The organism is Stenotrophomonas sp. B1-1, assembly GCF_010894375.1.
Taxonomy (GTDB): Bacteria; Pseudomonadota; Gammaproteobacteria; order Xanthomonadales; family Xanthomonadaceae; genus Stenotrophomonas.
Genome location: NZ_JAAIUZ010000006.1, coordinates 35,066 through 61,223 on the forward strand (window position 1 = coordinate 35,066; position 26,158 = coordinate 61,223).

Sequence of the window (26,158 nt, forward strand, 5' to 3'; positions counted from 1 at the left end):
TACCGGGCGGTGAGGCATGCATCCACGCCAGGCGTGGATGCGCCGCACCGCCGGGTCCTCACCCCTGCGAGGCGTCCTCCACCGGACCCAGCTCATGCAGCACTGCAGTGGCGTAGCAGCCCGGTGGCAGCGCAAAGGAAAGTTCGAGCACGTCTTCGGCCAGCCACTGGTGCTGCAGCAACGCTGGGCGCAGGCGCAACGCGCGCCGCTCCTGCTTCAGGCGCGCATCTTCCAGCCCCGCACGCAGTGCCTTGGATTCTTCATCGTCCAGCGCGCCCAGTTCCAGCGCGCGCGCGGCATCGGTACTGCGCAGCTCGCCCTCGCCCCACAACGGCGCGCTGGGATGGATGTCGAACCGTGCCAGGCGGTCAGCCAACGCATCGGTGTACGGCTCCGGACCGAACACGCTGCGGCTGCCATCGAGCATCCACACCTCACCCTGCAGCGGCTGATCCCAGCTGCCCTGCTCCACCCGGGCAGCCAGCACCCGGTTGAACAGCGCCGAACGGGCGGCCGACAGCAGCAGCGAGCGCTGGTCCTTGCGCATGCGGCGACCGCCGAACATGGCCAGCGCCGCCGGCACGTTGCCACCGTCGCGACCAAAACGCTGCTCGCCGAACCAGTTGGGCAGGCCACGGCTGGCGATCTGCTGCAGGCGTTCGCTGATCGCGGCGGCGTCGCCCTGCACGTCACGCAGGACCAGCTTGAAGCGATTTCCGGCCAGGGCGCCGCGCTGCAGCTTGCGGTTGTGCCAGGTGGCGTCGAGCACTTCAATCTCATCGCTGGCCAGTGCGACCAGGTCAGGCGCCACCCGCTTGGGCAGGTGCACGCTGAAGCGCTGGGTGGTGACCGCGTGGCGGTCCTTCATGCCGGCATAGCTGACCGCCATGTCCGGCAGGCCGGCCCAGGCTGCCAGCAGCTTGGCCACGTGCACCGTGTTGGCGCCGCGCTTGCGGATGTGCAACAGCAGGTGCTCGCCCTCGCCCGTGGCCTCGAAGGCCGGCAGTTCGTCCACCTGGAAATCTTCCGGCGTGCTGCGGATGCGGGCGCGCAGCAACGGCGCACCGAACGCCAACGGCACCGGAATCATGCGGCCACCAGCAGCACCACCGCCTGCGCGGCGATGCCTTCGCCACGCCCGGTGAAGCCCAGCTTCTCCGAGGTGGTGGCCTTCACGCTGACCGCGTCCAGCGGCAGCTGCAACAGGCCGCCGATGCGCTCACGCATGGCCAGCGCATGCGGGCCGACCTTGGGGCGCTCGCAGATGACGGTGATGTCGGTGTTGCCGACCCGCCAGCCGCGCTCGCGCAGCAGGCTGTCGCAGTGGCGTACGAAATCGCTGCTGTCGGCGCCCTTCCAGCGGTCGTCGCTGGGCGGGAAGTGCTGGCCGATATCGCCCAGCGCAAGCGCGCCCAGCATCGCATCGCACAGCGCGTGCAGGATCACGTCGCCATCGCTGTGGGCCAGCACGCCGCAGCTGTGCGGTACGTTCACGCCGCCAAGCATGATGTGGTCGCCTTCACCGAAGGCATGGACGTCATAGCCCTGGCCGATTCGGACGGGCGGGAACGGAGCGGTGCTCATGGATGCAACCCTTGCAGCAGGGCCGCGCGGTCACTCAACCAGCGCGGCGGGAAAGTACGAATTCGAAACGGTCCAGGTCGGCCGGCGTGGTGATCTTGAAGTTGTCCTCGCTGCCTTCCACCAGCAGCGGGCGGTGGCCCTGGCGTTCCATGGCCATGGCCTCGTCGGTCACCTCGACATCGGCAGCGGCGGCATCGGCCAGCGCGCGGGCCAGCTGGTGGCGGCGGAACAGCTGCGGGGTGAGCGCGCGCCACAGGCGTGCGCGCGGCTCGGTGGCATCGATGCCACCATCGTCGCCGGCACGCTTCAGGGTGTCGCGCACCGGCGCGGCCAGGATGGCGCCGACCGGGTCGGCACGCCCCACTTCCAGCAGCCGGCCCAGATCGGCCGGCGACAGGTTCGGGCGCGCGGCATCGTGCACCAGCACGAATTCATCGGCGCGCACGCTGTCGGGCAACGCCTGCAGGCCGGCCAGCACCGACGCGGCGCGGGTGGCGCCGCCGATGCAGGTCAGCACCGGCTTGCCCGCGAACTCTGTCCAGCCCGGCCAGTCGGCATCGTCCGGGCCCAGCACGACCATCACGCCGGCCACCGCCGGATGCGCCAGCAGCGCATCCAGGGTGTGGGCCAGCAGGATCCTGCCGCCTGCCTGCAGGTACTGCTTGGGCAGCGGTGCACCGAAGCGGGTTCCGCGGCCTGCCGCGGGCACCACTACCCAGATGGCCGCGCTCATGGCACGTCCGCCGTGTGGTCGCCGGTCTGTGCAGCCACCGGTGCAGCCGCCGGTGGACGCGAGGCGGCGTCCTCTACCACGCGGTAGAACTTCTCGCCGGGCTTGATCATGCCCAGCTCGCTGCGAGCGCGCTCTTCGATGGCGGCCTGGCCTTCCTTCAGGTCCTTCACTTCGGCAGCCAGCGCATCGTTGCGCTGCTGCAGACCTTCGTTGTCCCGTTCCTGGTTGGCGACCTGGGCCTCGAGCATCATCACTTCACCCGAATTGCCCGGGCCGAACCAGAAACGGTACTGCAGCCATGCCAGCAGCAGGGCCAGCACCAGCAGCAGCCAGCGCCAATCGCGCATGGGCTCAGCGCTTCAGCGAAACGAACGCGTCACGACCGGCGTAACGCGCGCCGGCGCCGAGAGCTTCCTCGATGCGCAGCAGCTGGTTGTACTTGGCCACGCGATCGCTGCGGCACAGCGAACCGGTCTTGATCTGGGTCGCGGTGGTGGCCACCGAGATGTCGGCGATGGTGGTGTCTTCGGTTTCGCCCGAACGGTGCGAGACCACGGCGGCGTAGCCGGCACGATCGGCCATGGCGATCGCTTCCAGGGTTTCGCTGAGCGTACCGATCTGGTTGACCTTGATCAGGATCGCGTTGGCGGTGCCCGAATCGATGCCTTCCTGGAAGATGCGCGGATTGGTGACGAACAGATCGTCGCCCACCAGCTGCACCTGCTTGCCGATGCGGTCGGTCAGCAGCTTCCAGCCGGCCCAGTCGTTCTCGGCCAGGCCATCTTCAATCGTGATGATCGGGTACTGCGCGGCCCAGTCGGCCAGGAAGTCGACGAACTGCTCGGAGGTCAGGCGCTTGTTCTCGCCCACCAGGTTGTACTTGCCGTTTTCGAAGAATTCGCTGGAGGCCACGTCCAGGCCCAGCAGCACGTCTTCACCGGCGGTGTAGCCGGCCTTGCCGATGGCTTCCAGGATGGTGTCCAGCGCTTCGACGTTGCTGCGGAAGTCCGGCGCGAAGCCGCCTTCGTCGCCCACGGCGGTGCTCAGGCCGTGACCCTTCAGCACCGACTTCAGCGAATGGAAGATTTCGGTGCCGGCGCGCAGCGCTTCGGAGAACGAGGTGAAGCCGACCGGCAGCACCATGAACTCCTGGAAGTCGACGTTGTTGTCGGCATGCGCACCGCCGTTGATGATGTTCATCATCGGCACCGGCAGCGACGGGGTGGCGCCGGTCTTGCCGGCCAGGTACTGCCACAGCGCCTGCTTGCTGGAAGCGGCGGCAGCGTGCGCGGCGGCCATGGAAACACCCAGCAGCGCGTTGGCGCCCAGGCGACCCTTGTTCTCGGTGCCGTCCAGATCGATCAGGCGACGGTCCAGGCCGGCCTGGTCGGTGGCTTCGAAGCCCTTCAGCGCGTTGGCGATGGCGCCATTGACGTTGTCGACGGCCTTGCGTACGCCCTTGCCCAGGTAACGGGTCTTGTCGCCGTCACGCAGCTCCACCGCTTCCTTGGTGCCGGTCGAGGCGCCGGAGGGGACTGCGGCACGACCGAACGAACCGTCCTCCAGGATGACTTCGGCTTCCAGCGTGGGGTTGCCACGGCTGTCGAGGATTTCACGGGCGTGGATGCTGCGGATCGTACTCATGGTCGGGCCGGTTACCTGTAAGGAGAGGAGGCGACAAAACGAATGCCGCGTGATTATCCCCGGCTGCCCGCCGCTTGCCAAATGGTGTCGCCGATCACGACCGGATCCTGGCCCTGCGCCAGCATCGGCACGGCCACGATCATGCCCAGCAGGGCCAGCAGCAACGCCGCCACCGCGGCCATGCCACGCCCACGCCGCAGGCGCCACGCCAGCACCGAAGCGACGCCACTGCCCAGCGCGGACACTGCCAGCACGCCGATGGCCGCAAACAGGGCCACCTGTACCGATTCCAGCGCATGGCTGCCATCGCCAGGTGAACCGATGGCCGACAGAAACACCAGCAGGCCTGCGCCCAGAGCCGCCCAGGCCAGCACGGCCAGGCCGAGCGCACACAGGCCCCAGGGCCACGGCCGGCGCGAAACGGGCGCGGAAGACGTTGGATTCATGAAGTGAATGGGCTCCCCGCCCGGGTGAGGATCACAGCTGGGCCAGCACGACCCCGCCAAGCAGCAGCGCCAGAGCAAGCAACAGCAGGCCTGCCAGCATGGCCGCGCCACGCGCACGACGCAGGCGCCAGCCCAGCACGGTAGTGACCGCGCTCAACACGCACGACACGGCCGCCGTGTTCAGGCAGGCCCAGCCCATCGTGTGCTGCCAGCGCGGCGCGGCACCGTCGCCGGGCATGCGCATGCTTCCCGCCGCCAGCAGCACGGCATAGGCCAGCGCCGCCCACATCAGCACGCCGAAGGCCACGGCCACCCAGCCCCACGGCCACTGCCGCCAGTGCCGCCGGCGACGCTGGGCTTCCAGCGCCGCCCACGGATCCAGACTCACGCGAAGCGCGAGAAACCGTGCTTCTTGGTCACCGCATCGAGCTCCATCAGGGTCTCGAGCAGCGCTTCCATCTGGTCCAGCGGCCACGCATTGGGACCGTCGGACAGCGCCTTGGACGGGTCCGGATGGGTTTCGGCGAACAGGCCGGAAATGCCCACGGCCACGGCAGCGCGCGCCAGCACCGGCACGTGTTCACGCTGGCCACCGGAACTGGTGCCCTGCCCGCCCGGCAGCTGCACCGAATGGGTGGCGTCGAACACCACCGGGCAGCCGGTGTCGCGCATCACCGCCAGCGAACGCATGTCGCTGACCAGGTTGTTGTAGCCGAAGCTGGCGCCACGCTCGCAGACCATGATCTGCTCGTTGCCCGTGGACTTGGCCTTCTCAACGACCGGCTTCATGTCCCACGGCGCCAGGAACTGGCCCTTCTTGATGTTGACCGGCTTGCCGGCGGCGCACACCTTGCGGATGAAATCGGTCTGGCGGACCAGGAATGCCGGGGTCTGCAGCACGTCCACCACCGAGGCCACTTCGTCCATCGGGGTGTATTCATGCACGTCGGTCAGCACCGGCACGCCGATCTGCTTCTTCACTTCGGCCAGCACCTTCAGGCCTTCTTCCATGCCCGGGCCGCGGAACGCGGTGCCCGAGGTACGGTTGGCCTTGTCGAAGCTCGACTTGAAGATGAAGTTGACGCCAAGCTTGTCGGTGATTTCCTTCAGCTTGCCGGCGGTATCGAGCTGCAGCTGCATCGACTCGATCACGCAGGGTCCAGCGATCAGGAACAGGGGCTGGTCCAGCCCAACCTCGAATCCACACAGTTTCATGGCGTTTCCTTGTTGGTCCGCGCGCCGTACAAGCCAGCGCGCTGGGGTTGAAGCATGCAGGATGGGGGCCGCAACCCCCATTCACAAGTCAGGCGCGGGCTTCGGCCAGCAGCGCGCCGCCGGCCTTGCGCTCACGCGCGGCACGGATGAAGCCGATGAACAGCGGGTGGCCGTCGCGCGGCGTGGACAGGAATTCCGGGTGCGCCTGGCAGGCCAGGAACCACGGGTGCGCATCGCGCGGCAGTTCCACCACTTCCACCAGGGTGTCGTCCATCGACTTGCCCGAGATCACCAGGCCGGCATCTTCCAGCTGGGTGCGGTAGCGGTTGTTGAACTCGTAGCGGTGGCGATGGCGCTCGGCCACCACGTCCTTGCCGTACAGCTCGCGGGCCAGGGTGCCCGGCTTCAGGCGCTGTTCCTGCAGGCCCAGGCGCATGGTGCCGCCCAGGTCGCTCTTGTCGTCGCGCTTTTCGACATCACCGGTGGCGGTGCGCCATTCGGTGATCAGGCCGATCACCGGGTCCGGCGACTGGCGGTCGTTCTCGGTGCTGTTGGCCTGCTCCAGGCCCAGCACGTGGCGCGCGTAATCGACCACCGCGGCCTGCATGCCGTAGCAGATGCCGAAGTACGGCACGCTGTTCTGGCGCGCGAACTGCGAGGTCAGCACCTTGCCTTCGAAGCCACGGTCACCGAAGCCGCCCGGCACCAGGATGCCATCGACGTCGGCCAGGGCGGCCATGTCGGTGCCTTCCAGGTCCTGCGCTTCCAACCACTTCAGGTTGACCTTGGTGCGCTGGCGCAGGCCACCATGCTTGAGCGCTTCACCCACCGACTTGTAGGCGTCCTGGTGGTCGACGTACTTGCCGACCACGGCGATGGTCACTTCGTCCAGCGGGTGCAGGGTGGCATCGACGGCGTCTTCCCACATCGACAGGTCCACCGGGCCGGCCTTGTCGGCCAGCTTCAGCTGGTTCACCACGATCTCGTCCAGGCCCTGCGCGTGCAGGCCCGAGGGAATGCGATAGAGCACGTCCACGTCCGGCACGCTGATGACGGCGCGTTCGGAGACGTTGGTGAACTGGGCGATCTTGCGGCGCTCCGAATCGGGCACGGCCTGCTCGGAACGGCACAGCAGCACGTCCGGCTGGATGCCGATCGAGCGCAGTTCCTTCACCGAATGCTGGGTCGGCTTGGTCTTCAGCTCACCGGCAGCGCCGATGTAGGGCACCAGGGTGAGGTGCATGAACAGGGCCTTCTCCGGGCCACGCTCGGTGCGCACCTGGCGGATGGCCTCCAGGAACGGCAGCGATTCGATGTCGCCCACCGTGCCGCCGATCTCGACCAGGGCCACGTCGTAGCCCTCGGTGGCTTCGTCGATGCAGCGGCGGATCTCGTCGGTGATGTGCGGAATGACCTGCACGGTCGCGCCCAGGTAGTCGCCGCGGCGCTCCTTGCGGATCACGTTCTCGTAGATGCGACCGGTGGTGACCGAGTTCTTGCGGCTCAGGCGGGTGCGCACGAAACGCTCGTAATGGCCCAGGTCGAGGTCGGTCTCGGCGCCATCGTCGGTGACGTAGACCTCGCCGTGCTGGAACGGGCTCATGGTGCCCGGGTCCACGTTGATGTACGGGTCGAGCTTCATCATCGTGACCTTCAGGCCACGCGCTTCAAGAATGGCGGCCAGCGACGCAGCGGCAATGCCTTTGCCGAGCGAGGACACCACGCCGCCGGTTACGAAAATCAAGGGAGTCATGGCTGCAAGCATCCTGTCTGGAAATGGAAAACGGCAGCACCACGCCTGCCCGGGGGGCAGACAGGGTGCAGAGAGGGGGTTTTCCGGTTCGCTGGGACAGCGAGGGAGGTGCGGACCTGGCCGGCGGCAGGCGCCGGGCGGGAACCTTCGTGCGAGGTCGGGGCGGCCGTGCCGGCCATTTCGACCGTCACCTGCGACCCGCATTGCTGGAGGCCAGACCTGGCCCTTCCAGCCCATTCGCAAAGGGTGGACACGCACTTACTCCCGGAAAGCCATAGTTTACAGATAGAGGGCCGCCAACCCAAGGGGCAGATGGCGGCAAGGGCAAAAGAAAACGCCCCGCAATGCGGGGCGTTCAGGAACAGAACCCTTGTACCAAGGGGCTTGGGGGCGGAAGCCTTAACGCTTCTTCCGCGCTTCCTCTTCTTCTTCCTGCTGCGGGACCGGCTGGCCCTTGGCCTTCATTTCGGCATTGGCCTGGGCCCGGCGCTTGGCCTTGGCATCGGCTTCGGACTGCGCAGCCTTGTCGGCCTGGTCGTTCTGCTGCGGGGCCGGCTGGCCGGCGTTCTGCGCCATCACCAGGGGCACGGCAACGGCGGCGGCGGCCAGGATCGCAATGGTCAGCAACTTCTTCATGGAGTCCTCCTCGCGGTATCGCTTCGACATGGGGGTGCCGGCGTCTGGATTCCAGCGATGCCCATTTTACCCCCTTGTGGCGGCCGAGGCTGAACCGCAGGCGTGCAAAATCGCGTTCCAGACCGCACACTTGCGCGTCGCTCCAAGCTTCCGAACATAGATGAACGCCCGCTATAACGCCGCCGATATTGAAGTCCTGTCCGGCCTTGACCCGGTCAAGCGCCGTCCCGGCATGTATACCGACACCGCGCGCCCGAACCATCTGGCGCAGGAAGTGATCGACAACTCGGTGGACGAGGCGCTGGCCGGCCATGCCCGCTCCATCGAGATCACCCTGTACAAGGATGGCAGCGTGGAAGTCAGCGATGACGGCCGCGGCATGCCGGTGGACATCCACCCGGAAGAAAAGATTCCCGGCGTGGAGCTGATCCTGACCCGCCTGCATGCGGGCGGCAAGTTCAGCAACAACAACTACACCTTCTCCGGCGGCCTGCACGGCGTGGGCGTGAGCGTGGTCAACGCGCTGTCCACCCTGGTGGAAGTGCACATCAAGCGCGAAGGCGCCGAGCACCGCATCACCTTCCGCAACGGCGACCGCGCCACCCCGCTGGAAGTGGTCGGCACGGTGGGCAAGAAGAACACCGGTACCCGCGTGCGCTTCTGGCCCGACCCGAAGTACTTCGATACGCCCAAGTTCGCCGTGCGCGCGCTCAAGCACCTGCTGCGCGCCAAGGCCGTGCTGTGCCCGGGCCTGACCGTGAAGCTGACCGACGAGGCCACCGGCGAAGTCGATACCTGGTACTACGAAGACGGCCTGCGCGATTACCTGAAGCTGGAACTGGGCGAGCGCGAATCGCTGCCGGCCGACCTGTTCGTGGGCAACCTGAAGAAGGACACCGAAGTGGTGGACTGGGCCGTGGCCTGGCTGCCGGAAGGGGAGCTGGTGCAGGAAAGCTACGTCAACCTGATTCCCACCGCCCAGCACGGCACCCACGTGAACGGCCTGCGTACCGGCCTGACCGAGGCGCTGCGCGAGTTCTGCGATTTCCGCAACCTGCTGCCGCGCGGCGTCAAGCTGGCCCCGGAAGACGTGTGGGACCGCGTGTCCTTCGTGCTGTCGCTGAAGATGACCGACCCGCAGTTCAGCGGCCAGACCAAGGAACGCCTGTCCTCGCGCCAGGCCGCCGGCTTCGTCGAAGGCGCCGCCCACGATGCCTTCAGCCTGCTGCTGAACCAGAACGTGGAGCTGGGCGAAAAGATCGCGCAGATCGCCATCGAACGCGCCAGTGCGCGCCTGAAGACCGAAAAGCTGGTGGTGCGCAAGAAGGTCACCCAGGGCCCTGCCCTGCCCGGCAAGCTGGCCGACTGCATCAGCCAGGACCTGTCGCGCACCGAACTGTTCCTGGTGGAAGGTGATTCGGCAGGCGGCAGTGCCAAGCAGGCGCGCGACAAGGATTTCCAGGCGATCATGCCGCTGCGTGGCAAGATCCTGAACACCTGGGAAGTGTCGTCCAACAGCGTGCTGGCCTCGGAAGAAGTGCACAACCTGGCCATCGCCATCGGCTGTGACCCGGGCAAGGATGACATCAGCGGCCTGCGCTACGGCAAGGTGGTGATCCTGGCCGACGCCGACTCCGATGGCCTGCACATCGCCACCCTGCTGACCGCGCTGTTCCTTAAGCACTTCCCGGCGCTGGTCGATGCCGGCCACGTGTTCGTGGCGATGCCGCCGCTGTTCCGCATCGACGTGGGCAAGCAGGTGTTCTACGCGCTGGACGAGGAAGAGAAGCGTTCCATGCTGGACAAGATCGAGCGCGAGAAGATCAAGGGCGCGGTGAACGTGACCCGCTTCAAGGGCCTGGGTGAAATGAATCCGCCGCAGCTGCGTGAATCCACCATCCACCCCGATACGCGCCGGTTGGTGCAGTTGACCGTGGACGATGGCGAGCAGACCCGCTCGCTGATGGACATGCTGCTGGCCAAGAAGCGCGCGAGCGATCGCAAGGGCTGGCTGGAAAGCAAGGGCGACCTGGCTTCGCTGGAAGCCTGATTCCAGCGCGGGGTCGGATCCGGTTGCGCAGCAACGGGCTCCGACCCCTGCTTCCTGGCGATGGGGTCAGAACCCTTTCCTGCGGAAAGGGATCCGACCCCGCCCTTCCGCCGCCATCGGCAAAGCCGGCAGCGCGATAATGCGCGTTCACCCGCGCGGACCACTGTATTGCCCAGCCACTCGCTGCTGTTCCCGGGCCTGCCGCTGCACAGCGCACGCCTGGTCCTGAGCCCGATCCGCCGCGACGACGCCGCCGCGCTCTACGCCCTGCAGTCCGATGCCGAAGTGATGCGCTGGTGGAACCACCCGGCCTGGACCCGCCCGGCCGAAGCGCGTGCGCAGATAGACGATGACCTGGCCGCACAGGCCACCGGCACCCAGCTGAAGCTGGCCGTGCGCGAATCGATCGATGGCCCGCTGCTGGGCATCTGCGTGGTGTTCGCACTGGACCGTGATGCGCAGCGGGCCGAGATTGGCTACCTGCTGGCACCGGCGCAGCAGGGCCAGGGCTACATGCATGAAGCGCTGCAGCGGCTGCTGGATTACCTGTTCCAGACACTGCGGCTGCATCGCGTGGAAGCCGAGCTCGATCCGCGCAATGCGCCCTCGGCGCACGTGCTGGAACGACTGGGCTTCGCCCGCGAAGGCCTGCTGCGGCAGCGCTGGCGCATCCAGGGCGAACTGGCCGATTCGGTGGTGTACGGCCTGCTGGCCGACGACGACCGCGCCCCGCGACCGGCTTGACCTAATCTGGCCGCAACCTTGGCCGAAACGGCGTGCGCGGCCGGGCCATGCCTTTGGACACATACCGCGCGCGGCGTGGCGACCTAGCATCGCAGTCCCCTTCCGCTACCGCTCTGGTGCCATGAAGTTCCTGCTGCACACTGCCGCGCTCTGCGTCGGCCTGCTTGTTGCCCCTGCCAGCGCCCTGGCGGCGCCTGCTGCCGACGCCGCCGAAACCAAGGCCCCTGCCACCGAAGCTGCGGCCCTGCCCGCCGATGCGTCGGTGCGGCAGAGCATGCGCCTGGGCGGCCGCACGCTGGATTACACCGCCAGCGTCGGCACCCTGCCGGTACGCGATGACAAGGGCAAGGTGATTGCCGACGTGGTGTTCACCGCCTACACGATGCCCGGCAAGGACCGCCCGGTCACCTTCGCCCTCAACGGCGGTCCCGGCGCATCGTCGGTCTACCTCAATCTGGGTGCGATCGGCCCGAAGGTGGTCACCTTCGGTTCGGAAGGCGACAGTGCATCGGCACCGGCCACCCTGCACGACAATCCCGGCACCTGGCTGGACTTCACCGATCTGGTGTTCATCGATCCGGTCGGCACCGGCTTCAGCCGCGCGCGCATCGGCGATGACGAGGCGAAGAAGCAGCTGTACACCCCCAGCGCCGACGTCGAGTACCTGTCACGCACCATCTACGACTGGCTGCTGCGCAACCAGCGCATGGCCTCTCGTAAGTACCTGACCGGTGAAAGCTACGGTGGCTACCGCGGCCCGCGCATCACCCACTATCTGCAGACCCGGCTGGGCGTGGCGATGAACGGCCTGGTACTGGTGTCGCCTTACCTGAGCCCGACCCTGGAAGACAACGCCGATGTCTCGCCGATGGCGTGGATGCAGACCCTGCCCTCCATTGCCGCCGCGCACCTGGAACGCCAGGGCAAGCTGACCGATGCGGCCATGCGCGAGGTGGTCGAATACACCCGCGGCGACTATGCCACCGCGCTGATGAAGGGCCGCAGCGATCCGCAGGCCACCGAAGCGATGCTGCGCAGGGTGAGCGAGCTGACCGGGCTGGACCCGCAGTTCGTGCGCCGTGCCGGTGGTCGACTGGAAACGCAGGCGTACCTGCGCGAAGTGTTCCGTGACAAGGGCACGCTGGGCAGCCGCTACGATTCCAACGTGACCGCGTTCGATCCGTTCCCGAATGATCCTGAGCAGCGCGCCAACGACCCGCTGCTGGACAGCATCATCGCGCCGACCACCACGGCCATGGTCGACTTCGTGACCCGCGTGGTGGGCTGGAAGGTGGATGCGCGCTACCAGGCACTGAACTACGAGGTGAACCGGCTGTGGGACCGCAATGGCGACCTGCGCCAGGGGGCGGTGACCCAGCTGCGCCAGGCGGTGGCGATCGACCCGCACCTGCAGGTGCTGATCGTGCATGGCTGGAACGATCTGTCGTGCCCGTTCATGGGTTCGATCCTGACGGTGGACCAGATGCCGACGATGGGCAGCAACCCGGACCGGGTGCAGGTGCGCAGCTATCCGGGCGGGCATATGTTCTACAGCCGGGCGGACAGCCAGGCCGCGTTCCGTCGCGATGTGCAGGCCCTGTTCCAGCGCAACTGAGGTGGGTTGCAGGCCGGGCCTGCGGCCCGGCATCCGCTGACGGCAACAGCAACGGCAACAGCAACAGCAACAGCAACGGCAACAGCAACAGCAACGGCAACAGCGACGGCAACGGCAACGGCAACGGCAACGGCAAAAGCCTGCATCTCGGGGGCGGCGGGATGGGGTGGGCAGGCGGGGGACGGCAAGAACCGCTCCTGCGTGCCTCGTAGAGCGCCATCCATGGCGCTCTGCGCCCCCGCCTGCCCACCCCACCCCGCCGCTGACAGGTTCATGGCGCTGCTGGTGGGTGCCGACCGTCTGCTGTTGGTGGGTGCCGACCGTTGGTCGGCACGGGCTTTGGCCCTGGTCCTGCTCTGGTAGGTGTCGACCTTGGTCGACACGCTGGGTCCGGAAGAATGATTTCTCCCATGAAAAAGCCCGCCGGAATCCGGCGGGCTTTTTCTGTTTCCGGGGGTCAGATCCATGTCCCGCAGGGAAAGGGCTCTGACCCTCAGGCTGCCGGCATCAGGTCCAGCCGGCCAGCTCGAACAGCTTCAGGATCAGGTACGCACAGCCACCGGCTGCCGGGATGGTCAGGATCCAGGCCCAGACGATGCGTTCGATCACGCCGAACTTCAGCGAACGCGGGTTCTTGGCAAAGCCCACGCCCATGATCGCGGTGGAGATGCTGTGGGTGGTCGAGACCGGCATGCCGAAGTGGGCGGCCAGGGTCAGGATGGTGGCCGAGCTGGTCTCCGCGGCGAAGCCGTGGATCGGGTGCAGCTTGACCATCTTGTGGCCCAGGGTCTTGATGATCTTCCAGCCGCCCGAGGCGGTACCGGCAGCCATCACCACCGCACAGGTCAGCACAATCCACATGGCAATGCCGTCGCCGGCGCTGGCATCGGGGTGCATGAAGGCCAGCCACGACGGCAGGTTGTCCAGCGCGCCGGTGGCTTCAGCGCCGATCAGGGTCATGGCGATGATGCCCATGGTCTTCTGCGCGTCGTTGTGGCCGTGGGCGAAGCCCATGTAGGCCGCCGAGGCGATCTGCGCCTTGCCGAAGAACGCGTTGACGATGCGCGGACGGGCCAGGCGGCCGATGGCACCGCCGATCTTGGCCAGGCCGGCGATCAGGCCCCACAGCAGCACCATCACCACGATGCCCAGCAGGAAGCCGGCGATCGGCGAGGTGATCATCGGCACGAAGACCTTCCACAGCAGGCCCTTGTTCTGCGCCCAGCTGCCCAGGCGCTCGGACCAGATCAGCGCATCCCAGTTGTTGTGGGCGGCCGCCAGGCCGGCGCCGCACAGACCGCCGATCAGCGCGTGCGAGGACGAGGACGGCAGGCCCTTCCACCAGGTGATCAGGTTCCAGATGATGCCGCCCAGCAGGGCGCACAGGATCACCTGCGGGGTGACATCGACCACGTTGGTGTTGAGCAGGCCCGAGGCAATGGTCAGCGCCACCGCGGTACCGGTCAGCGCGCCGATGAGGTTCATGAAGGCGGCCAGCATCACCGCCCAGCCGGGCGAGAGCACCTTGGTCGCCACCACGGTGGCAATGGAATTGGCGGTGTCGTGGAAGCCGTTGATGAACTCGAAGACGAGCGCGGCCAGGATCACCACCAGGACAAGGGTCAACATGCGGCGGCGTCCGTCAGCTGTTCTTCAACACGATCTGGTACGCCACCACGCCGGCCTCGCGGCAACGGTCGATGGCCTTTTCCAGGATCTCGAAGAATTCCTTCAGCAGGAACATCTGCAGGTTGTCCAGGCGACCGGAGTAGATGTCGCGGTACAGCTCCAGCATCAGGCGGTCGGCTTCGTTTTCCAGCGAACGCAGCTTCTCGTTCAGTGCGGTCATGCGGTCCAGGTTCATGTGGCGCAGGTCGGCCACCATTTCCACGACCACGCCAGCGGCCTGTTCCAGCATCGCCGCGCGCGGCGCGAAGTCGATGTGTTCCAGGTGGGTGGTGGCCAGCGAATAGCGATCGGCGAACTTCTCGATCTGCTTGGGAATCTTGTACAGGGCCGAGCCCAGCGCTTCGATGTCTTCGCGCTCGATGGGGGTCATGAAGCTGTCCACCAGCGCCTGGCTGATCTTGTCCGACGCCGCGCGCTCGCGCAGGCGGGCCAGCTTGAAGGCGTCCAGCGCCGGCTGGCGGTCGGCCTCGCGCAGCATGGAATGCAGCGCCTTGGCGGCATCGTTAGCCGCGACGGCAGCCTCATCAAGCAGGGTGTAGAACTGTTTGCCGGAACCGAAAATGGTCTGCAGAGAGAACATTGAGAAACCTGTCAGCCGTCGCGGGAAGGACGGCACCAGAGGGAATTATGACGGCTAGATGACCATCACGGGTATACCCGCCCGCTTCGGGGGGTGGAAAACCCCCAACCTGAACAGGCAGTTGCCATCCCGCCACGCCCCTTTGCTAAGATGCCAGCGCGCCCCCGGGCGCACCTTATGGACGACGACCCTTATCCCCCCGCGCCGCGCCGGACCCCGTTCCTGAGCGCCAGCCGCCACCGCAAGCACCCGCCCTCCCTGCCACCAACCGGGGACGACGCCCGTGTTTGAGATCCTGATTGTCCTGGCCCTGATTGTCTTCAACGGCTTTTTCGCCATGTCCGAAATGTCGGTCATGACCTCGCGCAAGAGCCGCCTGAAGCAGATGGCCAGCACCTCCAAGCGCGCAGCCAAGGCGCTTGAACTGTCCGAGAAGCCCGAGAATTTCCTGTCCACCGTCCAGATCGGCATCACCCTGGGCGGCATCCTGACCGGCGTCTACGGTGGTGAAGCCATTGGCAGCAGCATCGCCCACCACCTGCAGGCGATGTTCCCCTCCCTGGCCGACCCCATCACCCTGTTTGGTGAGCCGCAGTCGCTGGCCAATCTCATTGGCAAGACGCTGGCCGTCGCGCTGATCACCTTCCTGACCCTGATCTTCGGCGAGCTGGTGCCCAAGCGCCTGGCCATCACCCGTTCCGAAGACATTGCCGGCATGGTGGCCCTGCCGATGGGCTGGCTGGCCCGCATCGCATTCCCGGCGGTCTGGCTGCTGTCCCATTCGACCCGTCTGGTGCTGCGCCTGCTGGGCCTGGGCAAGGACGAAGCCGCCTCGGTCACCGAAGAAGAAATCCGCATGCTGGTGGCAGAGAGCCACGAAGCCGGCGTGATCGACGCTCACGAGCGCGACATGATGAACCGCGTGATGCGCCTGGGCGACCGCACCGCCGACAGCCTGATGACCCCGCGCAACCGCATTGCCTGGCTGGACACCCAGGCTGGCCTGGAGCGCAACCTGGAAATCATGGCCGAGCACGAGTTCTCGCGCTATCCAGTGTTCCGCGACAACGACCAGGACGTGGTGGGCGTGCTGGAACTGAAATCGCTGGCCACCCGCATGGCACGCGGCGACAACGCCCTGTTCCAGACCCTGCGCGAAGCGCTGTATGTGTCCGAGTCGACCCATGCGATGAAGCTGCTGGAAATCTTCCGCGAGGAACAGCAGTCGATGGCGCTGGTGGTGGACGAATACGGTGAAATCCAGGGCCTGGTGACCATCAGCGATCTGATGGGCGCGGTGGTCGGCCGCCTGCAGGCGGTGGAGAACGCCGACGAGGATGCGCTGGTGGTGACCCGCGAGGACGGCTCGCTGCTGGTGGATGGTTCGTTGCCGATCGAGGACCTGCGCGAACTGATCGGCAGCAACGAGCTGCCCGATGCCGAGGAAGGCGATTACTACACACTGGCCGGCATGTGCATCCACTACTTCGGCCGCATCCCGCATGCGGGCGAGTACTTCGATTGGGCTGGCTGGCGCTTTGAAGTCGTCGACCTGGACGGCGCCCGCGTGGACAAGCTGCTGCTGCGCACGCTGTCGGACGAGCAGGCCGATGAGCTCACCGCCTGATCCAGGCCACGGCGCGGGCGACGAGCGCCCGAGCTATCGCAACGAGGGCATCCGCACCCTGCTGGCGATGTTCGAATTCGGTGATCCGGCCCAGCACATGAAGCTGGGCCAGATCCTGCAGGACCTGCAGCAGAGCGCGTTCGGCGTATTCCTGTTCGTGGCCATCCTGCCGGCCTTCATCCCCATCCCGGGGCTGGGCGGCGCGGTCAGCGGGCCGCTGGTCATCCTGATCGGGCTGCAGATGCTGTTCTGCATGCGCAAGCCCTGGCTGCCGGGCTTCATCGCCCGCCGCGGGCCCCGCCGCGGCACCATGCACCGGTTCCTGGACCGCATCGATCGGCCGCTGCGACGGCTGGACCGCATGCTGAAGCCGCGCATGCCGCAGTGTGTGGCGCCAGCGCCGGCACACGCCTTCACCGGTCTGCTGCTGGTCCTGCTGGGGCTGCTGCTGTCGCTGCCGATCCCGTTCACCAACTACCTGTTCGGGTTCCAGCTGCTGCTGTTCTCGCTGGCGTTGCTGGAACGCGATGGCGCGCTGATGCTGTTCAACTGGATTGGCGGCGTGGTGGCGGTGGCCTTCTTCGGTTTCAGCTCCGGCCAGCTGGTCGGTTACACCGCCGACCTGTTCCAGCGCTGGTTCTGAGCGCCGGAGACGCCGCATCCACGCATGGCGTGGATCTACCCGGCCCCGTGGCGCCGGGCCATGCGTGGATGGAACGGCCCGGCGGGGTGCCTCACCGCAGATCAATGAACCCGTTATCGCCCAACTGCGCCGGATCATCCTGCACCGCCGACAACACGAAGCTCAACGCCTTGCCCAGCAGCGTGCCCGGGCCTTCCCAGTACTCGGCGGTCTCCGCACGTACCTGGATCAGGCGCAGGTTCGGGTCATCCTTGCCACCGGGGAAGAACAGCTTCATCGCCGGCGACCACAGCGCCTCGATCCGCGCCCGGTCATCGACGATGCGCGCCCGCCCGGACACCGACACATAGGTGTTCTTCGACGTCGAGGCATAGGCCACGTTGACCCGCGGGTTCAAGGCGATCTCCGCCACCTTCGGACTGTCAGCGGCGGTGGCGAACCACAGGTCGCCGTCGAAATCGACCTGCTGGGTGCCCAGCGGCCGGCTGTACAGCCGACCGTCCACGCCGGTGGTGGTGAACATGGCCACCTCCACATCCTTGATCAGTTCGGACAACTGGGCGATGTGCTCGGCACGGGTGTCGGTCATGGAAGGGGCTCCGGAATCAGGAGCCCCCATCAGAGCGCGTCGCCCTGCAATGCGCCGTGACGCAAACGTTCAGCCGGCGTGGCGGGCGTGCCAGGCCTGCATGGCCAGTTCGAACGAACGTAGGCGCGCGCGGTGGTCGTACAGGTTGGCGGTCAGCAGCAGTTCGTCCGGCGCGTGGCGGTCGACGAAGGCGGCGATACCCTCGCCCACCTGCTGCGCATCGCCCAGCACGGTGCAGGCCAGGGCGCGTTCCACACCCAGCTTTTCATGCGGCTCCCAGAAGCTGTCGATGTCGTCGATCGGCGCGGGAATGCGGCCCGGGCGGCCCCGGCGCAGATTGACGAAGCTCTGCTGCTGGCTGGTGAACAGCCGGCGCGACTCGGCTTCGCTGTCGCTGGCCACGACGTTCAGCGCCAGCATGGCGTGCGGCTGCTTCAGCGTGGCCGAGGGCCGGAACTCACGGCGGTAGACGGCCAGCGCTTCATCCATCGCATCGGGCGCGAAGTGCGAGGCGAACGCGTACGGCAGCCCCATGGAGGCGGCCAGGCGCGCACCGAACAGGCTGGAACCGAGGATCCAGGTCGGCACCCGCAGACCGCCGCCGGGCACTGCCTGCACCGCCTGCCCGGCCTGCACCGGTTCGAAGTAATGCAGCACTTCGCGCACGTCCTGCGGGAACTGGTCGGCACTGTCGAAATACCGGCGCAGTGCACGCGCAGTGGGCTGGTCGGTGCCCGGCGCACGGCCCAGGCCCAGATCGATGCGGTCCGGGTACAGCGACGCCAGCGTGCCGAACTGCTCGGCCACCTGCAGCGGCGCGTGGTTGGGCAGCATGATGCCGCCGGCGCCGACGCGGATGCGCCGCGTGCCTCCGGCCACATGGCCGATCAACACCGCAGTGGCGGCGCTGGCGATGCCCGGCATGTTGTGGTGTTCGGCCAGCCAGTAGCGGCGGTAGCCCAGCGCATCGGCATGCTGGGCCAGTTCCAGCATGTTGGCGAAGGCGGCGGTGGTATCACTGCCCTCGCAGACCGGGGCCAGGTCGAGGATCGACAACGGGATCATCAGGGGGTTTTCCGTCACAGGATTCCCCATGCATGGGGTCGCGACGGCGCCACGGCCAGTGACGGTGGCGGAATGCTGATTCCTGCCGGACCGGTTCAGCGCGCGCCGGGCAGGTCCCGGCGCGACCTCAAGGGCGGATCAGAACGCGCTGGGGCGCGGCTCGGGCAGCGGCTGGTCGACCAGCGGCTTCAACTCGGCATCCAGCGCCACGCGCTCGTCGAAGACGAAGCAGCGACCCTCATAGCCTTCGCCACCGACCTCCTCGAAGTAGCCCAGGATGCCGCCATCGAGCTGCAGGACATTGTCCATGCCATCGTTGACCATCCACAGCGCCGCCTTTTCGCAACGGATGCCCCCGGTGCAGAAGCTGACCACGGTGCTGTCCTGCAGCGCCTGCCGATGCGGCGCCAGCGCTTCAGGCAGATCGGTGAACTTCTCGATGGGCAGCACCAGCGCATCCTTGAAGGTGCCATGGGCCACCTCCTGCAGGTTGCGCGTATCGAGCATCACCACCGGCTTGCCGGCATCGTCGTGGCCCTGGCGCAGCCAGCGCTGCACCGTGGCCGGATCGACCGCCGGCGCACGCGGGTACGCCAGCGGCTGGCCATCGTCGCGCCGGAAGCTGATGATCTCGTCCTTCACCTTGGCCTTGAGCCGCGCGAACGGCTGGTGTTCGCTGAAGCTGGTCTTGACCCGCATGTCGGCAAAGCGCGCATCGGCGTGCAGTTCCGCGTAGAAGCCCTGCACCGCCTGCGGCGCCCCGGCCAGGAACAGGTTCAGCCCCTCGCCCGCCACCAGGATCGTGCCACGCAGCGCCGCCGCCTCGGCACGCGCCAGCAGCTGGTCGCACAGGGCCTGGGGGGCGTCGATGACGGCGAAATGGTAGGCAGCGGTATTGGCGATCATTCCGCCATTTTACCGCCTTCAGGCATCGGGGTCAGAGCCCTCTGCGCAGCAGAGGGATCCGACCCCGTGCGGTTCCCTGTGTCGACCAAGGTCGACACCTACCAACAGCCGAGTGAACCTGTCAGAGGCGGGGCGGTGGGGGCAGGCGGGGGCGCAGAGCGCCATGGATGGCGCTCTACGAGGCACGCAGGAGCAGCTCTTGCCGTCCCCCGCCTGCCCCCACCGCCCTGCCCGTTCACGGAAAACCCGCTTTTGACGTTTACGTTGACGTTGCTTCGGCGGGTGCCGGGTGCAACCCGGCCGCAACAGCCCCCTACCCCCGCAGCAGCATGAACGGCAGCAGCACCAGCGCCGCCGCACCCGCCATCCCCAGCAGCACCAGCACCACGAACAGCGGCCGCCGCCGCAGCAGGCTGCCGAACGTTTCGGCCGTGCCATCGCGCAGCGCCTGCTCGCGCTCGGCACGGATGCGCGGCGCCCGCTCGGCCTGGTAATCGGCCATCAGGGCCTTGGCGCGCGGCTGGTCCGCATCATCGCGCAGCCACAGGCCGCCATTGGAAATGCCCCAGGGGCTGGGTTCGGTGCGATACCAGGCGATGCCGTGCTGGTCCAGCAGGGCGCACACATCGGCGTACTCGTCGTCGCCGACATTGCGCAGGTTGAGCAGAAGTTTGGCCATGCCACCATGATACCCGGCGCCGATGCGCTACCCTTGCCGCCCGCGAACACCCTACGGAGACGCCCGATGCGCCGCCTGCTGCTTCCCCTGCTGCTGTCCCTTGTTGCCGCCGGTTGTTCGTCCGAACCCGCCGGCCCGCCCCCGGGCGGCACCCTGACCACCTTCGAACGCATCGATACCCAGGTGGGAACCGGCGCCGAAGCCGTGCCCGGGCAGAAAGTAACCGTGCACTACACCGGCTGGATCTACGACAACCGCACCGAGAACAAGCACGGCAAGACCTTCGACAGCTCGGTCGGTCGCGGCCAGCCCTTCGTCTTCGCGCTCGGCGCCGGCCAGGTCATCCGTGGCTGGGACGAAGGCGTGGCCGGCATGAAGGTAGGCGGCAAGCGCACCCTGATGATCCCGCCGGAGTATGGCTATGGCGACCGTGGCGTCGGCCCGATCCCGGCCGGCTCTTCGCTGGTGTTCGACGTCGAGCTGCTCGATGTCCAACCCTGATCTGCAACCGCCGCGCCGCGTCGCCGTGGTCGGCGGCGGCCCGGCTGGCCTGTTCGCCGCCGAGCGCCTGCGCGCGGCCGGCTTGGAGGTCGATCTGTACGAGGCCAAGGGCTCGCCCGGCCGCAAGTTCCTGATTGCCGGCAAGGGCGGGCTGAACCTGACCCATTCCGACGAACGGCCATTGTTCGACAGCCGTTACCGCGAACACAGCGCCGCCGTGGGTGACTGGCTGGACGGCTTCGATGCACAGGCGCTGCGCGACTGGGCCGCGGGGTTCGGCGTGGACACCTACGTCGGCAGTTCCGGCCGGGTGTTCCCGGTGGACCGCAAGGCGGCCCCGCTGCTGCGCGGCTGGGTACGGCGCCTGAAGGAACAGGGCGTGCGCCTGCACGTCAATCATCGCTGGACCGGCTGGGCCGATGACGGTGCCCTGCAGTTCGCCAGCGAACACGGCGAGGTGCGCGTACACGCCGATGCCACGGTACTGGCCCTGGGCGGCGGCAGCTGGCCGCAGCTGGGCAGCGATGGCGCCTGGGTGGCGCCACTGCAGGCGCGCGGCGTGGATGTCGCGCCGCTGCAGTCGGCCAACTGTGGATTCGACGTGGACTGGAGCCCGCATTTCGCCCAGCGCCATGCCGGCGCCCCGCTCAAGCCGGTGGTGGCCCACTGGACCGATCTGCAGGGTCGGCCGCAATCGCTGCAGGGTGAGTGCGTGGCCAGCAGCTATGGCATCGAAGGCAGCCTGGTCTACGCACTGGCCGCCGATCTGCGCGACACCATCAACCGCGATGGCCACGCCGTGCTGGCGCTGGATCTTGTACCCGGCCGCGACGAGGCACGCCTGCTGGCCGACCTGTCACGGCCACGCAAAGGCCGCAGCTTCGGTGAACACCTGCGCCGCCAGGCCGGCCTGGATGCGGTGAAGGCTGCGCTGGTGTTCGAGCACCTGGGCAAGGACGCAGGCAACGATCTGCCGGCCGTGGCAGCAACGCTCAAGCGCCTGCCCCTGCGGCTGCTGCGGCCGCGACCGATGGCCGAGGTGATCAGCACCGCCGGCGGTGTGCGGTTGCAGGCCATGGACAACCAGCTGATGCTCAGTGCCCTGCCCGGCGTGTTCTGCGCCGGCGAGATGCTGGACTGGGAAGCGCCGACCGGCGGCTACCTGCTGACCGCGTGCTACGCCAGCGGCCTGCGCGCCGCTGAAGGCGCTGTGGCGTGGCTGGCAGCGCGCTGACCCGGCGTTTGTAGAGTCGAGCTTGCTCGACTGATGGAAAAACAGTCGAGCATGGCTCGACTCTACAAGGGCGGAAAAGCAGTCGATCAAGCTCGACTCTACACGGGGCGGTGCATGCGCACCGAGGCCAGGGCTACGCCGCTGGGGTGCGGGTACAGCTCCTCCCGGTCGGCCACGAAGCCCTGCCGCTGGTAGAACGCTACGGCGTTCAACGAGGCCGACAGCACCACCTCACGGGTGGGATCGGCCATCGCCAGCAACCGCTGCATCAGCGCCTGGCCAATACCTTGCCCGCCGCGGCCGGGATCCACGAACAACGCGTCGACCTCGTTGGCGTCGCTGTCGAACACGCCAAACCCCAGCAATGCGCCCTGCGCATCCTCAGCCACCACGCAGCCGCCCTGCCCCAGCAGCCGCGCATACTGCGACGGTGGCGGCGAGGCCGACCACGGTGCAATCACCTCGGGCGGATAGTGGCTGCTGCAGGTCTCGCGCACGCAGCGGGTGCGCAGCGCCCACAGCGTGGCTACATCATCGGTGGTACCGGTTCTGAACTGCATGGCATGTCCTTGTAGAGTCGAGCCATGCTCGACTGCATTGCGATCAATAAAAGCAGTCGAGCAAGCTCGACTCTACAACCGCGTTCAGCGCGATTTGCTGGCGCGCAGCGCCTGGATGCGCGCCGGTGGCTGGAACGAATCGCTGCGTGCATCGGCCCAGAACGCATGGAACACCGCGTGATCGGGCACTTTGTGCAGCAGCTCGCCCGGTTCCAGATAGCGGTACAGCGTGGCCAGCGAACGGATCTCGACCGGCGAAACGCGACGCAGGATGTGCTCCGGCCCCAACTCTGCCGGGTCGTTCAACCCAGCAGCACACAGCAGTTCCTTCAACGCGTGCAGCGTGTGCTCGTGGTAGCTGTACACCCGCGTGGCCTTGTCCGGTGCGTCCAGGTGCTTCCAGCGCGCCGGGTTCTGGGTGGCGATGCCGGTCGGGCATTTGTCGGTGTGGCAGCTCAGCGACTGGATGCAGCCCAGCGCGAACATGAAGCCGCGGCCGGCGTTGCACCAGTCCGCGCCCAGCGCAATGGTGCGCGCGATGTCGAACGCACTGGTGATCTTGCCGGCCGCACCAATGCGGATGTGTTCACGCAGGTCCAGCCCGACCAACGTGTTGTGCACCAGCAGCAGCGCCTCATGCATGGGCACGCCCACGTGGTCGACGAACTCGGCCGGTGCCGCGCCGGTGCCGCCCTCGGCGCCGTCCACCACGATGAAATCAGGGCGCAGGCCGGTTTCGTGCATGGCCTTGGCGATGCCGAACCATTCCCAGGGATGGCCGATGGCCAGCTTGAAGCCCACCGGCTTGCCGCCGGACAGCTCGCGCAGGCGGGCAACGAACTGCAGCAGTTCCACCGGTGTGGAAAACGCCGAATGGCGCGAAGGTGACACACAGTCCACGCCCATCGGCACGCCGCGGGTGGCGGAAATCTCAGCGGTGACCTTCGGTGCTGGCAACACGCCGCCGTGTCCGGGCTTGGCGCCCTGGGACAGCTTGATCTCGATCATCTTCACCTGATCGTGGGTGGCGTTGGCGACGAAGCGCTCTTCGCTGAAGCTGCCCTTCTCGTCGCGGCAGCCGAAATAGCCCGAACCGATCTCCCAGACCAGGTCCCCGCCCATTTCGCGGTGGTAGGGCGAAATCGAACCTTCGCCGGTGTCGTGGTAGAAGCCACCGCGGCGGGCACCGTCGTTCAGCGCGCGGATCGCGTTGGCCGACAGCGATCCGAAGCTCATCGCCGAAATATTGAACACGCTGGCCGAATAGGGCTTCGCACAGGTCGGTCCGATCAGCACGCGAAAATCATGCTTGCCGATCGTGGTCGGTGCCAGCGAGTGGTTGATCCACTCGTAATCCACCGCGTAGGTGCTGCGCAGGGTGCCGAACGGCACCGTGTCCATTTCATTCTTGGCGCGCTGGTAGATCAGCGCGCGCTGCTGGCGCGAGAACGGCACGTCTTCCAGGTCGCTCTGCACGAAGTACTGGCGGATCTCCGGGCCGATCGATTCAAGCCCGTAACGGAAATGGGCCATGACCGGGTAATTGCGGCGCAGCGTGCTGCGCTTCTGCAGCAGGTCCCAGCAGCCCAGCGCCACCATCGCCGCGGACAGGCCAACGCCCCAGTACCAGGCGGGCCAGAGTGTCGCCAGCCACAAACTGACCGGAAGCATCAGGATGGCGAGCACGAAGACAATGTAGCGGTGCATGGCGTTCCTCGGTTGCAACTGGCCCCGAGTCTACCCCGCCACGGGTGTACGCCCGCTAGAGGCGATCATCAACCACGCTGCGCGGCCAGGCAGACTTCACGTCGTAGACCAGCCCGCCGGGCACCAGCAGCGCGCGGATCTGCCCCTCGTCCAACGCGGTGAAGGCGGCGTGCGCCACCGCCAGCACCACGGCGTCATAGACGCCCTGCTGCGGCTGCTGCAACCACTGCACGCCGGTGTCGGCCAGTGCCGCCGGCCCCACCCAGGGGTCGCTCGCATCCACCTGTGCGCCACTTTCCTGCAGCCGCTGCGCCAGCTCCAGCGCACGACTGTTGCGCAGGTCCGGGCACTCTTCCTTGAAGGTCACGCCCAGCACCAGGATGCGCGACTGCGCCGGGCTGCGCCCCCGCTCGGCCAGCATTGCCAGCACCCGCGCGGCCACATGTTCGCCCACCCGGTTGTTGACCTGGCGGGCGGTGTGGATCAGATCGGGGTGGTAGCCCACGCTCTCGGATTTATGCAGCAGGTAGTACGGGTCCACGCCGATGCAATGCCCACCGACCAGGCCTGGCCGGAACGGCAGGAAATTCCACTTGCTGCCCGCCGCGTCAAGTACATCCTGGGTATCGATGCCCAGGCGGTCGAAGATCAGTGCAAGCTCGTTCACCAGGGCGATGTTGACGTCGCGCTGGATGTTCTCCACCACTTTGGCCGCCTCGGCCACGCGCATCGAGGGCGCCGGGAAGGTGCCCGCGCGGATGATCTGCCGGTACAGCCCATCGATCACCGCCGCCACTTCCGGCGTCGAACCGGAGGTGATCTTGCGGATGTCCGCCAGCCGCCGCGCGCGATCGCCGGGACTGACCCGTTCCGGGCTGTACCCGCAGTAGAAGTCTTCGTTGAAGCGCAGGCCCGAGCCCTGCTCCAGCAGCGGTACGCACACTTCCTCGGTGGTGCCGGGGTAGACGGTGGATTCGTAGACCACCACGTCGCCAGGGCGCAGATGGCTGGCGATCAGGCGCGTGGCCGAGCGCAGCGGCTCCAGGTCCGGCTGCTCGTAGGCATCGATCGGAGTCGGCACGGTCACGATGTACACATTGCAGGCATCAAGCTGCGCCGGGTCACTGCTGTAGCGCAGCTGGGTGGCCGTGGCCAGCTCGTCGGGTTCCATTTCCAGGGTGTGGTCCTGGCCGCCACGAAGCTCGGCGATCCGCGCTTCATCGATGTCATAGCCCAGCGTCGGCAGATGCTGGCCGAAGGCCACCGCCAGTGGCAGGCCGACATAACCCAGGCCGATCACGGCCGGCGCAGGCGCCAGCGCCGCGCTGATCGGCGCGCTCAAGCGCAATACCCCATGGGCATCATCAAGGTGCAAGGGCTCATCCGGGCATCCGCAGGCGTTCAAACATGCGTACAAGAGTAACGGCCATGGGCGCTGCAGGTCACGCCCGCGTGCGTCCCGGCCCTAGCCCAGGCTGACCGCGGCCGGCTCCAGTTCCCCATGTCCGCCCATCCACGAACGCAGCAGCAGCGCGAAGCCGTTGCCTGGCCAATGCGGATCGTTGTCGAAGCCATGCCAGGGCGCTGCCACGATGCTGGCCAGCGCACCCGGTTCGATCATGCGGTTGGCCATGGTCCAGCGCGGGAACCAGCGCGCCTGCAGGGGCCCTGCGGCCAGTTCGGTCAGGCAGGCATGGCGGCGCGCATTGAAGATGCGCGCGTGTACCGACGCCAGGCCATCACGCGGGCCTTCGGCGTACTGCAGGAAACGGGTGCCGTCGTACATCAGCACACCGGTGACCCCGGCCATGCGGTTGAACGCGGTGGCATCGGCCAGCAAGGCGTCCAGCGCAGGCAGGTCCAGCCCTTCGCAGGCCGTACTGACGTAGGCGAACGCGTGCAACGACATGGCCCATCCCCCCCTGGTGGATGAATGGGACTATGCCACGAAGCGGGCG

The 26,158-nt window shown here is 67.2% G+C and carries 27 protein-coding genes; 7 read left to right on the top strand and 20 right to left on the bottom strand.

Translation table 11 applies throughout. The annotated features are described in order from the left end of the window. Nucleotides 1-58 precede the first annotated feature (58 nt). The 10 genes from truD to G4G00_RS04775 all read right to left on the bottom strand — a co-directional run bounded on the left by truD (nt 59) and on the right by G4G00_RS04775 (nt 8,011). Nucleotides 59-1,090: a tRNA pseudouridine(13) synthase TruD gene (truD, locus tag G4G00_RS04730; RefSeq protein WP_164271602.1), complete on the bottom strand. Its 1,032-nt coding sequence runs from the start codon at nt 1,088-1,090 to the stop codon at nt 59-61. Further along, on the bottom strand, nt 1,087-1,584 hold the full coding sequence (gene ispF, locus G4G00_RS04735) for a 2-C-methyl-D-erythritol 2,4-cyclodiphosphate synthase (protein ID WP_005409005.1): 498 nt from the start codon (nt 1,582-1,584) through the stop codon (nt 1,087-1,089). Before ispF ends, truD begins: the two co-directional genes overlap by 4 nt. Before the next feature lie 34 nt (nt 1,585-1,618). After that, complete coding sequence (gene ispD, locus G4G00_RS04740) at nt 1,619-2,317, bottom strand: 2-C-methyl-D-erythritol 4-phosphate cytidylyltransferase (protein WP_108755894.1); 699 nt, start codon at nt 2,315-2,317, stop codon at nt 1,619-1,621. Continuing rightward, nucleotides 2,314-2,664: a cell division protein FtsB gene (gene ftsB / locus G4G00_RS04745; protein WP_108755893.1), complete on the bottom strand. Its 351-nt coding sequence runs from the start codon at nt 2,662-2,664 to the stop codon at nt 2,314-2,316. The genes ispD and ftsB overlap by 4 nt, the downstream gene beginning before the upstream one ends. A 4-nt stretch (nt 2,665-2,668) precedes the next feature. Beyond that, nucleotides 2,669-3,961: a phosphopyruvate hydratase gene (gene eno / locus G4G00_RS04750; protein WP_108752736.1), complete on the bottom strand. Its 1,293-nt coding sequence runs from the start codon at nt 3,959-3,961 to the stop codon at nt 2,669-2,671. Between the two features lie 53 nt (nt 3,962-4,014). After that, nucleotides 4,015-4,407, bottom strand: a complete 393-nt coding sequence (locus tag G4G00_RS04755) for a hypothetical protein (protein WP_240336084.1) — start codon at nt 4,405-4,407, stop codon at nt 4,015-4,017. A gap of 31 nt (nt 4,408-4,438) precedes the next feature. Continuing rightward, complete coding sequence (locus G4G00_RS04760) at nt 4,439-4,795, bottom strand: hypothetical protein (protein WP_108752735.1); 357 nt, start codon at nt 4,793-4,795, stop codon at nt 4,439-4,441. Beyond that, on the bottom strand, nt 4,792-5,622 hold the full coding sequence (gene kdsA, locus G4G00_RS04765) for a 3-deoxy-8-phosphooctulonate synthase (RefSeq protein ID WP_108749223.1): 831 nt from the start codon (nt 5,620-5,622) through the stop codon (nt 4,792-4,794). The genes G4G00_RS04760 and kdsA overlap by 4 nt, the downstream gene beginning before the upstream one ends. An 88-nt stretch (nt 5,623-5,710) precedes the next feature. Further along, a complete protein-coding gene (locus tag G4G00_RS04770; protein ID WP_108752734.1) occupies nt 5,711-7,375 on the bottom strand; it encodes a CTP synthase in 1,665 nt (554 codons plus the stop codon). A gap of 399 nt (nt 7,376-7,774) precedes the next feature. Further along, nucleotides 7,775-8,011 carry a hypothetical protein gene (locus tag G4G00_RS04775; protein ID WP_108751520.1) on the bottom strand — a complete coding sequence of 79 codons (237 nt, stop codon included), beginning with the start codon at nt 8,009-8,011 and terminating at the stop codon, nt 7,775-7,777. 160 nt (nt 8,012-8,171) lie between these two features. On the opposite strand from G4G00_RS04775, the gene parE reads away from it, so the two are divergent. The 3 genes from parE to G4G00_RS04790 all read left to right on the top strand — a co-directional run bounded on the left by parE (nt 8,172) and on the right by G4G00_RS04790 (nt 12,420). Beyond that, entirely contained in the window at nt 8,172-10,061 is a 1,890-nt protein-coding gene (gene parE / locus G4G00_RS04780; RefSeq protein ID WP_108749221.1) for a DNA topoisomerase IV subunit B, read from the top strand. Nucleotides 10,062-10,229: 168 nt separating this feature from the next. Then, on the top strand, nt 10,230-10,805 hold the full coding sequence (locus G4G00_RS04785; RefSeq protein ID WP_108752732.1) for a GNAT family protein: 576 nt from the start codon (nt 10,230-10,232) through the stop codon (nt 10,803-10,805). A gap of 121 nt (nt 10,806-10,926) precedes the next feature. Continuing rightward, nucleotides 10,927-12,420: a S10 family peptidase gene (locus G4G00_RS04790; RefSeq protein ID WP_164271605.1), complete on the top strand. Its 1,494-nt coding sequence runs from the start codon at nt 10,927-10,929 to the stop codon at nt 12,418-12,420. Between the two features lie 507 nt (nt 12,421-12,927). Here G4G00_RS04790 and G4G00_RS04795 read toward each other — a convergent pair. Beyond that, nucleotides 12,928-14,049 carry an inorganic phosphate transporter gene (locus tag G4G00_RS04795; RefSeq protein WP_108752730.1) on the bottom strand — a complete coding sequence of 374 codons (1,122 nt, stop codon included), beginning with the start codon at nt 14,047-14,049 and terminating at the stop codon, nt 12,928-12,930. 13 nt (nt 14,050-14,062) lie between these two features. After that, nucleotides 14,063-14,689, bottom strand: a complete 627-nt coding sequence (locus G4G00_RS04800) for a DUF47 family protein (protein ID WP_079221423.1) — start codon at nt 14,687-14,689, stop codon at nt 14,063-14,065. 283 nt (nt 14,690-14,972) lie between these two features. Here G4G00_RS04800 and G4G00_RS04805 point away from each other — a divergent pair, with 283 nt between their 5' ends. Beyond that, nucleotides 14,973-16,316 carry a hemolysin family protein gene (locus tag G4G00_RS04805; protein WP_108752729.1) on the top strand — a complete coding sequence of 448 codons (1,344 nt, stop codon included), beginning with the start codon at nt 14,973-14,975 and terminating at the stop codon, nt 16,314-16,316. Continuing rightward, on the top strand, nt 16,300-16,959 hold the full coding sequence (locus G4G00_RS04810) for an exopolysaccharide biosynthesis protein (RefSeq protein WP_108752728.1): 660 nt from the start codon (nt 16,300-16,302) through the stop codon (nt 16,957-16,959). Before G4G00_RS04805 ends, G4G00_RS04810 begins: the two co-directional genes overlap by 17 nt. A gap of 91 nt (nt 16,960-17,050) precedes the next feature. Here G4G00_RS04810 and G4G00_RS04815 read toward each other — a convergent pair whose 3' ends face one another. The 4 genes from G4G00_RS04815 to G4G00_RS04830 all read right to left on the bottom strand — a co-directional run bounded on the left by G4G00_RS04815 (nt 17,051) and on the right by G4G00_RS04830 (nt 20,198). Continuing rightward, entirely contained in the window at nt 17,051-17,548 is a 498-nt protein-coding gene (locus G4G00_RS04815) for a pyridoxamine 5'-phosphate oxidase family protein (protein ID WP_164271608.1), read from the bottom strand. A gap of 69 nt (nt 17,549-17,617) precedes the next feature. After that, nucleotides 17,618-18,613 (bottom strand): LLM class flavin-dependent oxidoreductase, encoded by a 996-nt coding sequence (locus G4G00_RS04820; protein ID WP_108749214.1) that lies wholly within the window; start codon nt 18,611-18,613, stop codon nt 17,618-17,620. A gap of 138 nt (nt 18,614-18,751) precedes the next feature. Next, nucleotides 18,752-19,519: a sulfurtransferase gene (locus G4G00_RS04825; RefSeq protein ID WP_108752725.1), complete on the bottom strand. Its 768-nt coding sequence runs from the start codon at nt 19,517-19,519 to the stop codon at nt 18,752-18,754. Nucleotides 19,520-19,832: 313 nt separating this feature from the next. After that, nucleotides 19,833-20,198: a DUF6164 family protein gene (locus tag G4G00_RS04830; protein ID WP_108761715.1), complete on the bottom strand. Its 366-nt coding sequence runs from the start codon at nt 20,196-20,198 to the stop codon at nt 19,833-19,835. 66 nt (nt 20,199-20,264) lie between these two features. Between G4G00_RS04830 and G4G00_RS04835 the strand changes: the two genes are divergently transcribed. Next, complete coding sequence (locus G4G00_RS04835) at nt 20,265-20,699, top strand: FKBP-type peptidyl-prolyl cis-trans isomerase (protein ID WP_108749211.1); 435 nt, start codon at nt 20,265-20,267, stop codon at nt 20,697-20,699. Beyond that, nucleotides 20,686-21,933: a TIGR03862 family flavoprotein gene (locus tag G4G00_RS04840; RefSeq protein WP_164271611.1), complete on the top strand. Its 1,248-nt coding sequence runs from the start codon at nt 20,686-20,688 to the stop codon at nt 21,931-21,933. Before G4G00_RS04835 ends, G4G00_RS04840 begins: the two co-directional genes overlap by 14 nt. A gap of 98 nt (nt 21,934-22,031) precedes the next feature. On the opposite strand, the gene G4G00_RS04845 is transcribed toward G4G00_RS04840, so the two are convergent. From G4G00_RS04845 to G4G00_RS04860, 4 genes are all read right to left on the bottom strand, one after another. Then, complete coding sequence (locus tag G4G00_RS04845; protein WP_164271614.1) at nt 22,032-22,493, bottom strand: GNAT family N-acetyltransferase; 462 nt, start codon at nt 22,491-22,493, stop codon at nt 22,032-22,034. An 84-nt stretch (nt 22,494-22,577) separates the two neighbouring features. Continuing rightward, nucleotides 22,578-24,200, bottom strand: a complete 1,623-nt coding sequence (locus G4G00_RS04850) for an FMN-binding glutamate synthase family protein (protein WP_108752721.1) — start codon at nt 24,198-24,200, stop codon at nt 22,578-22,580. Nucleotides 24,201-24,255: 55 nt separating this feature from the next. After that, on the bottom strand, nt 24,256-25,542 hold the full coding sequence (locus G4G00_RS04855) for a nucleotide sugar dehydrogenase (protein WP_108752720.1): 1,287 nt from the start codon (nt 25,540-25,542) through the stop codon (nt 24,256-24,258). Between the two features lie 123 nt (nt 25,543-25,665). Continuing rightward, nucleotides 25,666-26,109, bottom strand: coding sequence for a BLUF domain-containing protein (locus G4G00_RS04860; protein ID WP_108752719.1), 444 nt, complete (start codon nt 26,107-26,109; stop codon nt 25,666-25,668). Nucleotides 26,110-26,158: the final 49 nt, after the last annotated feature.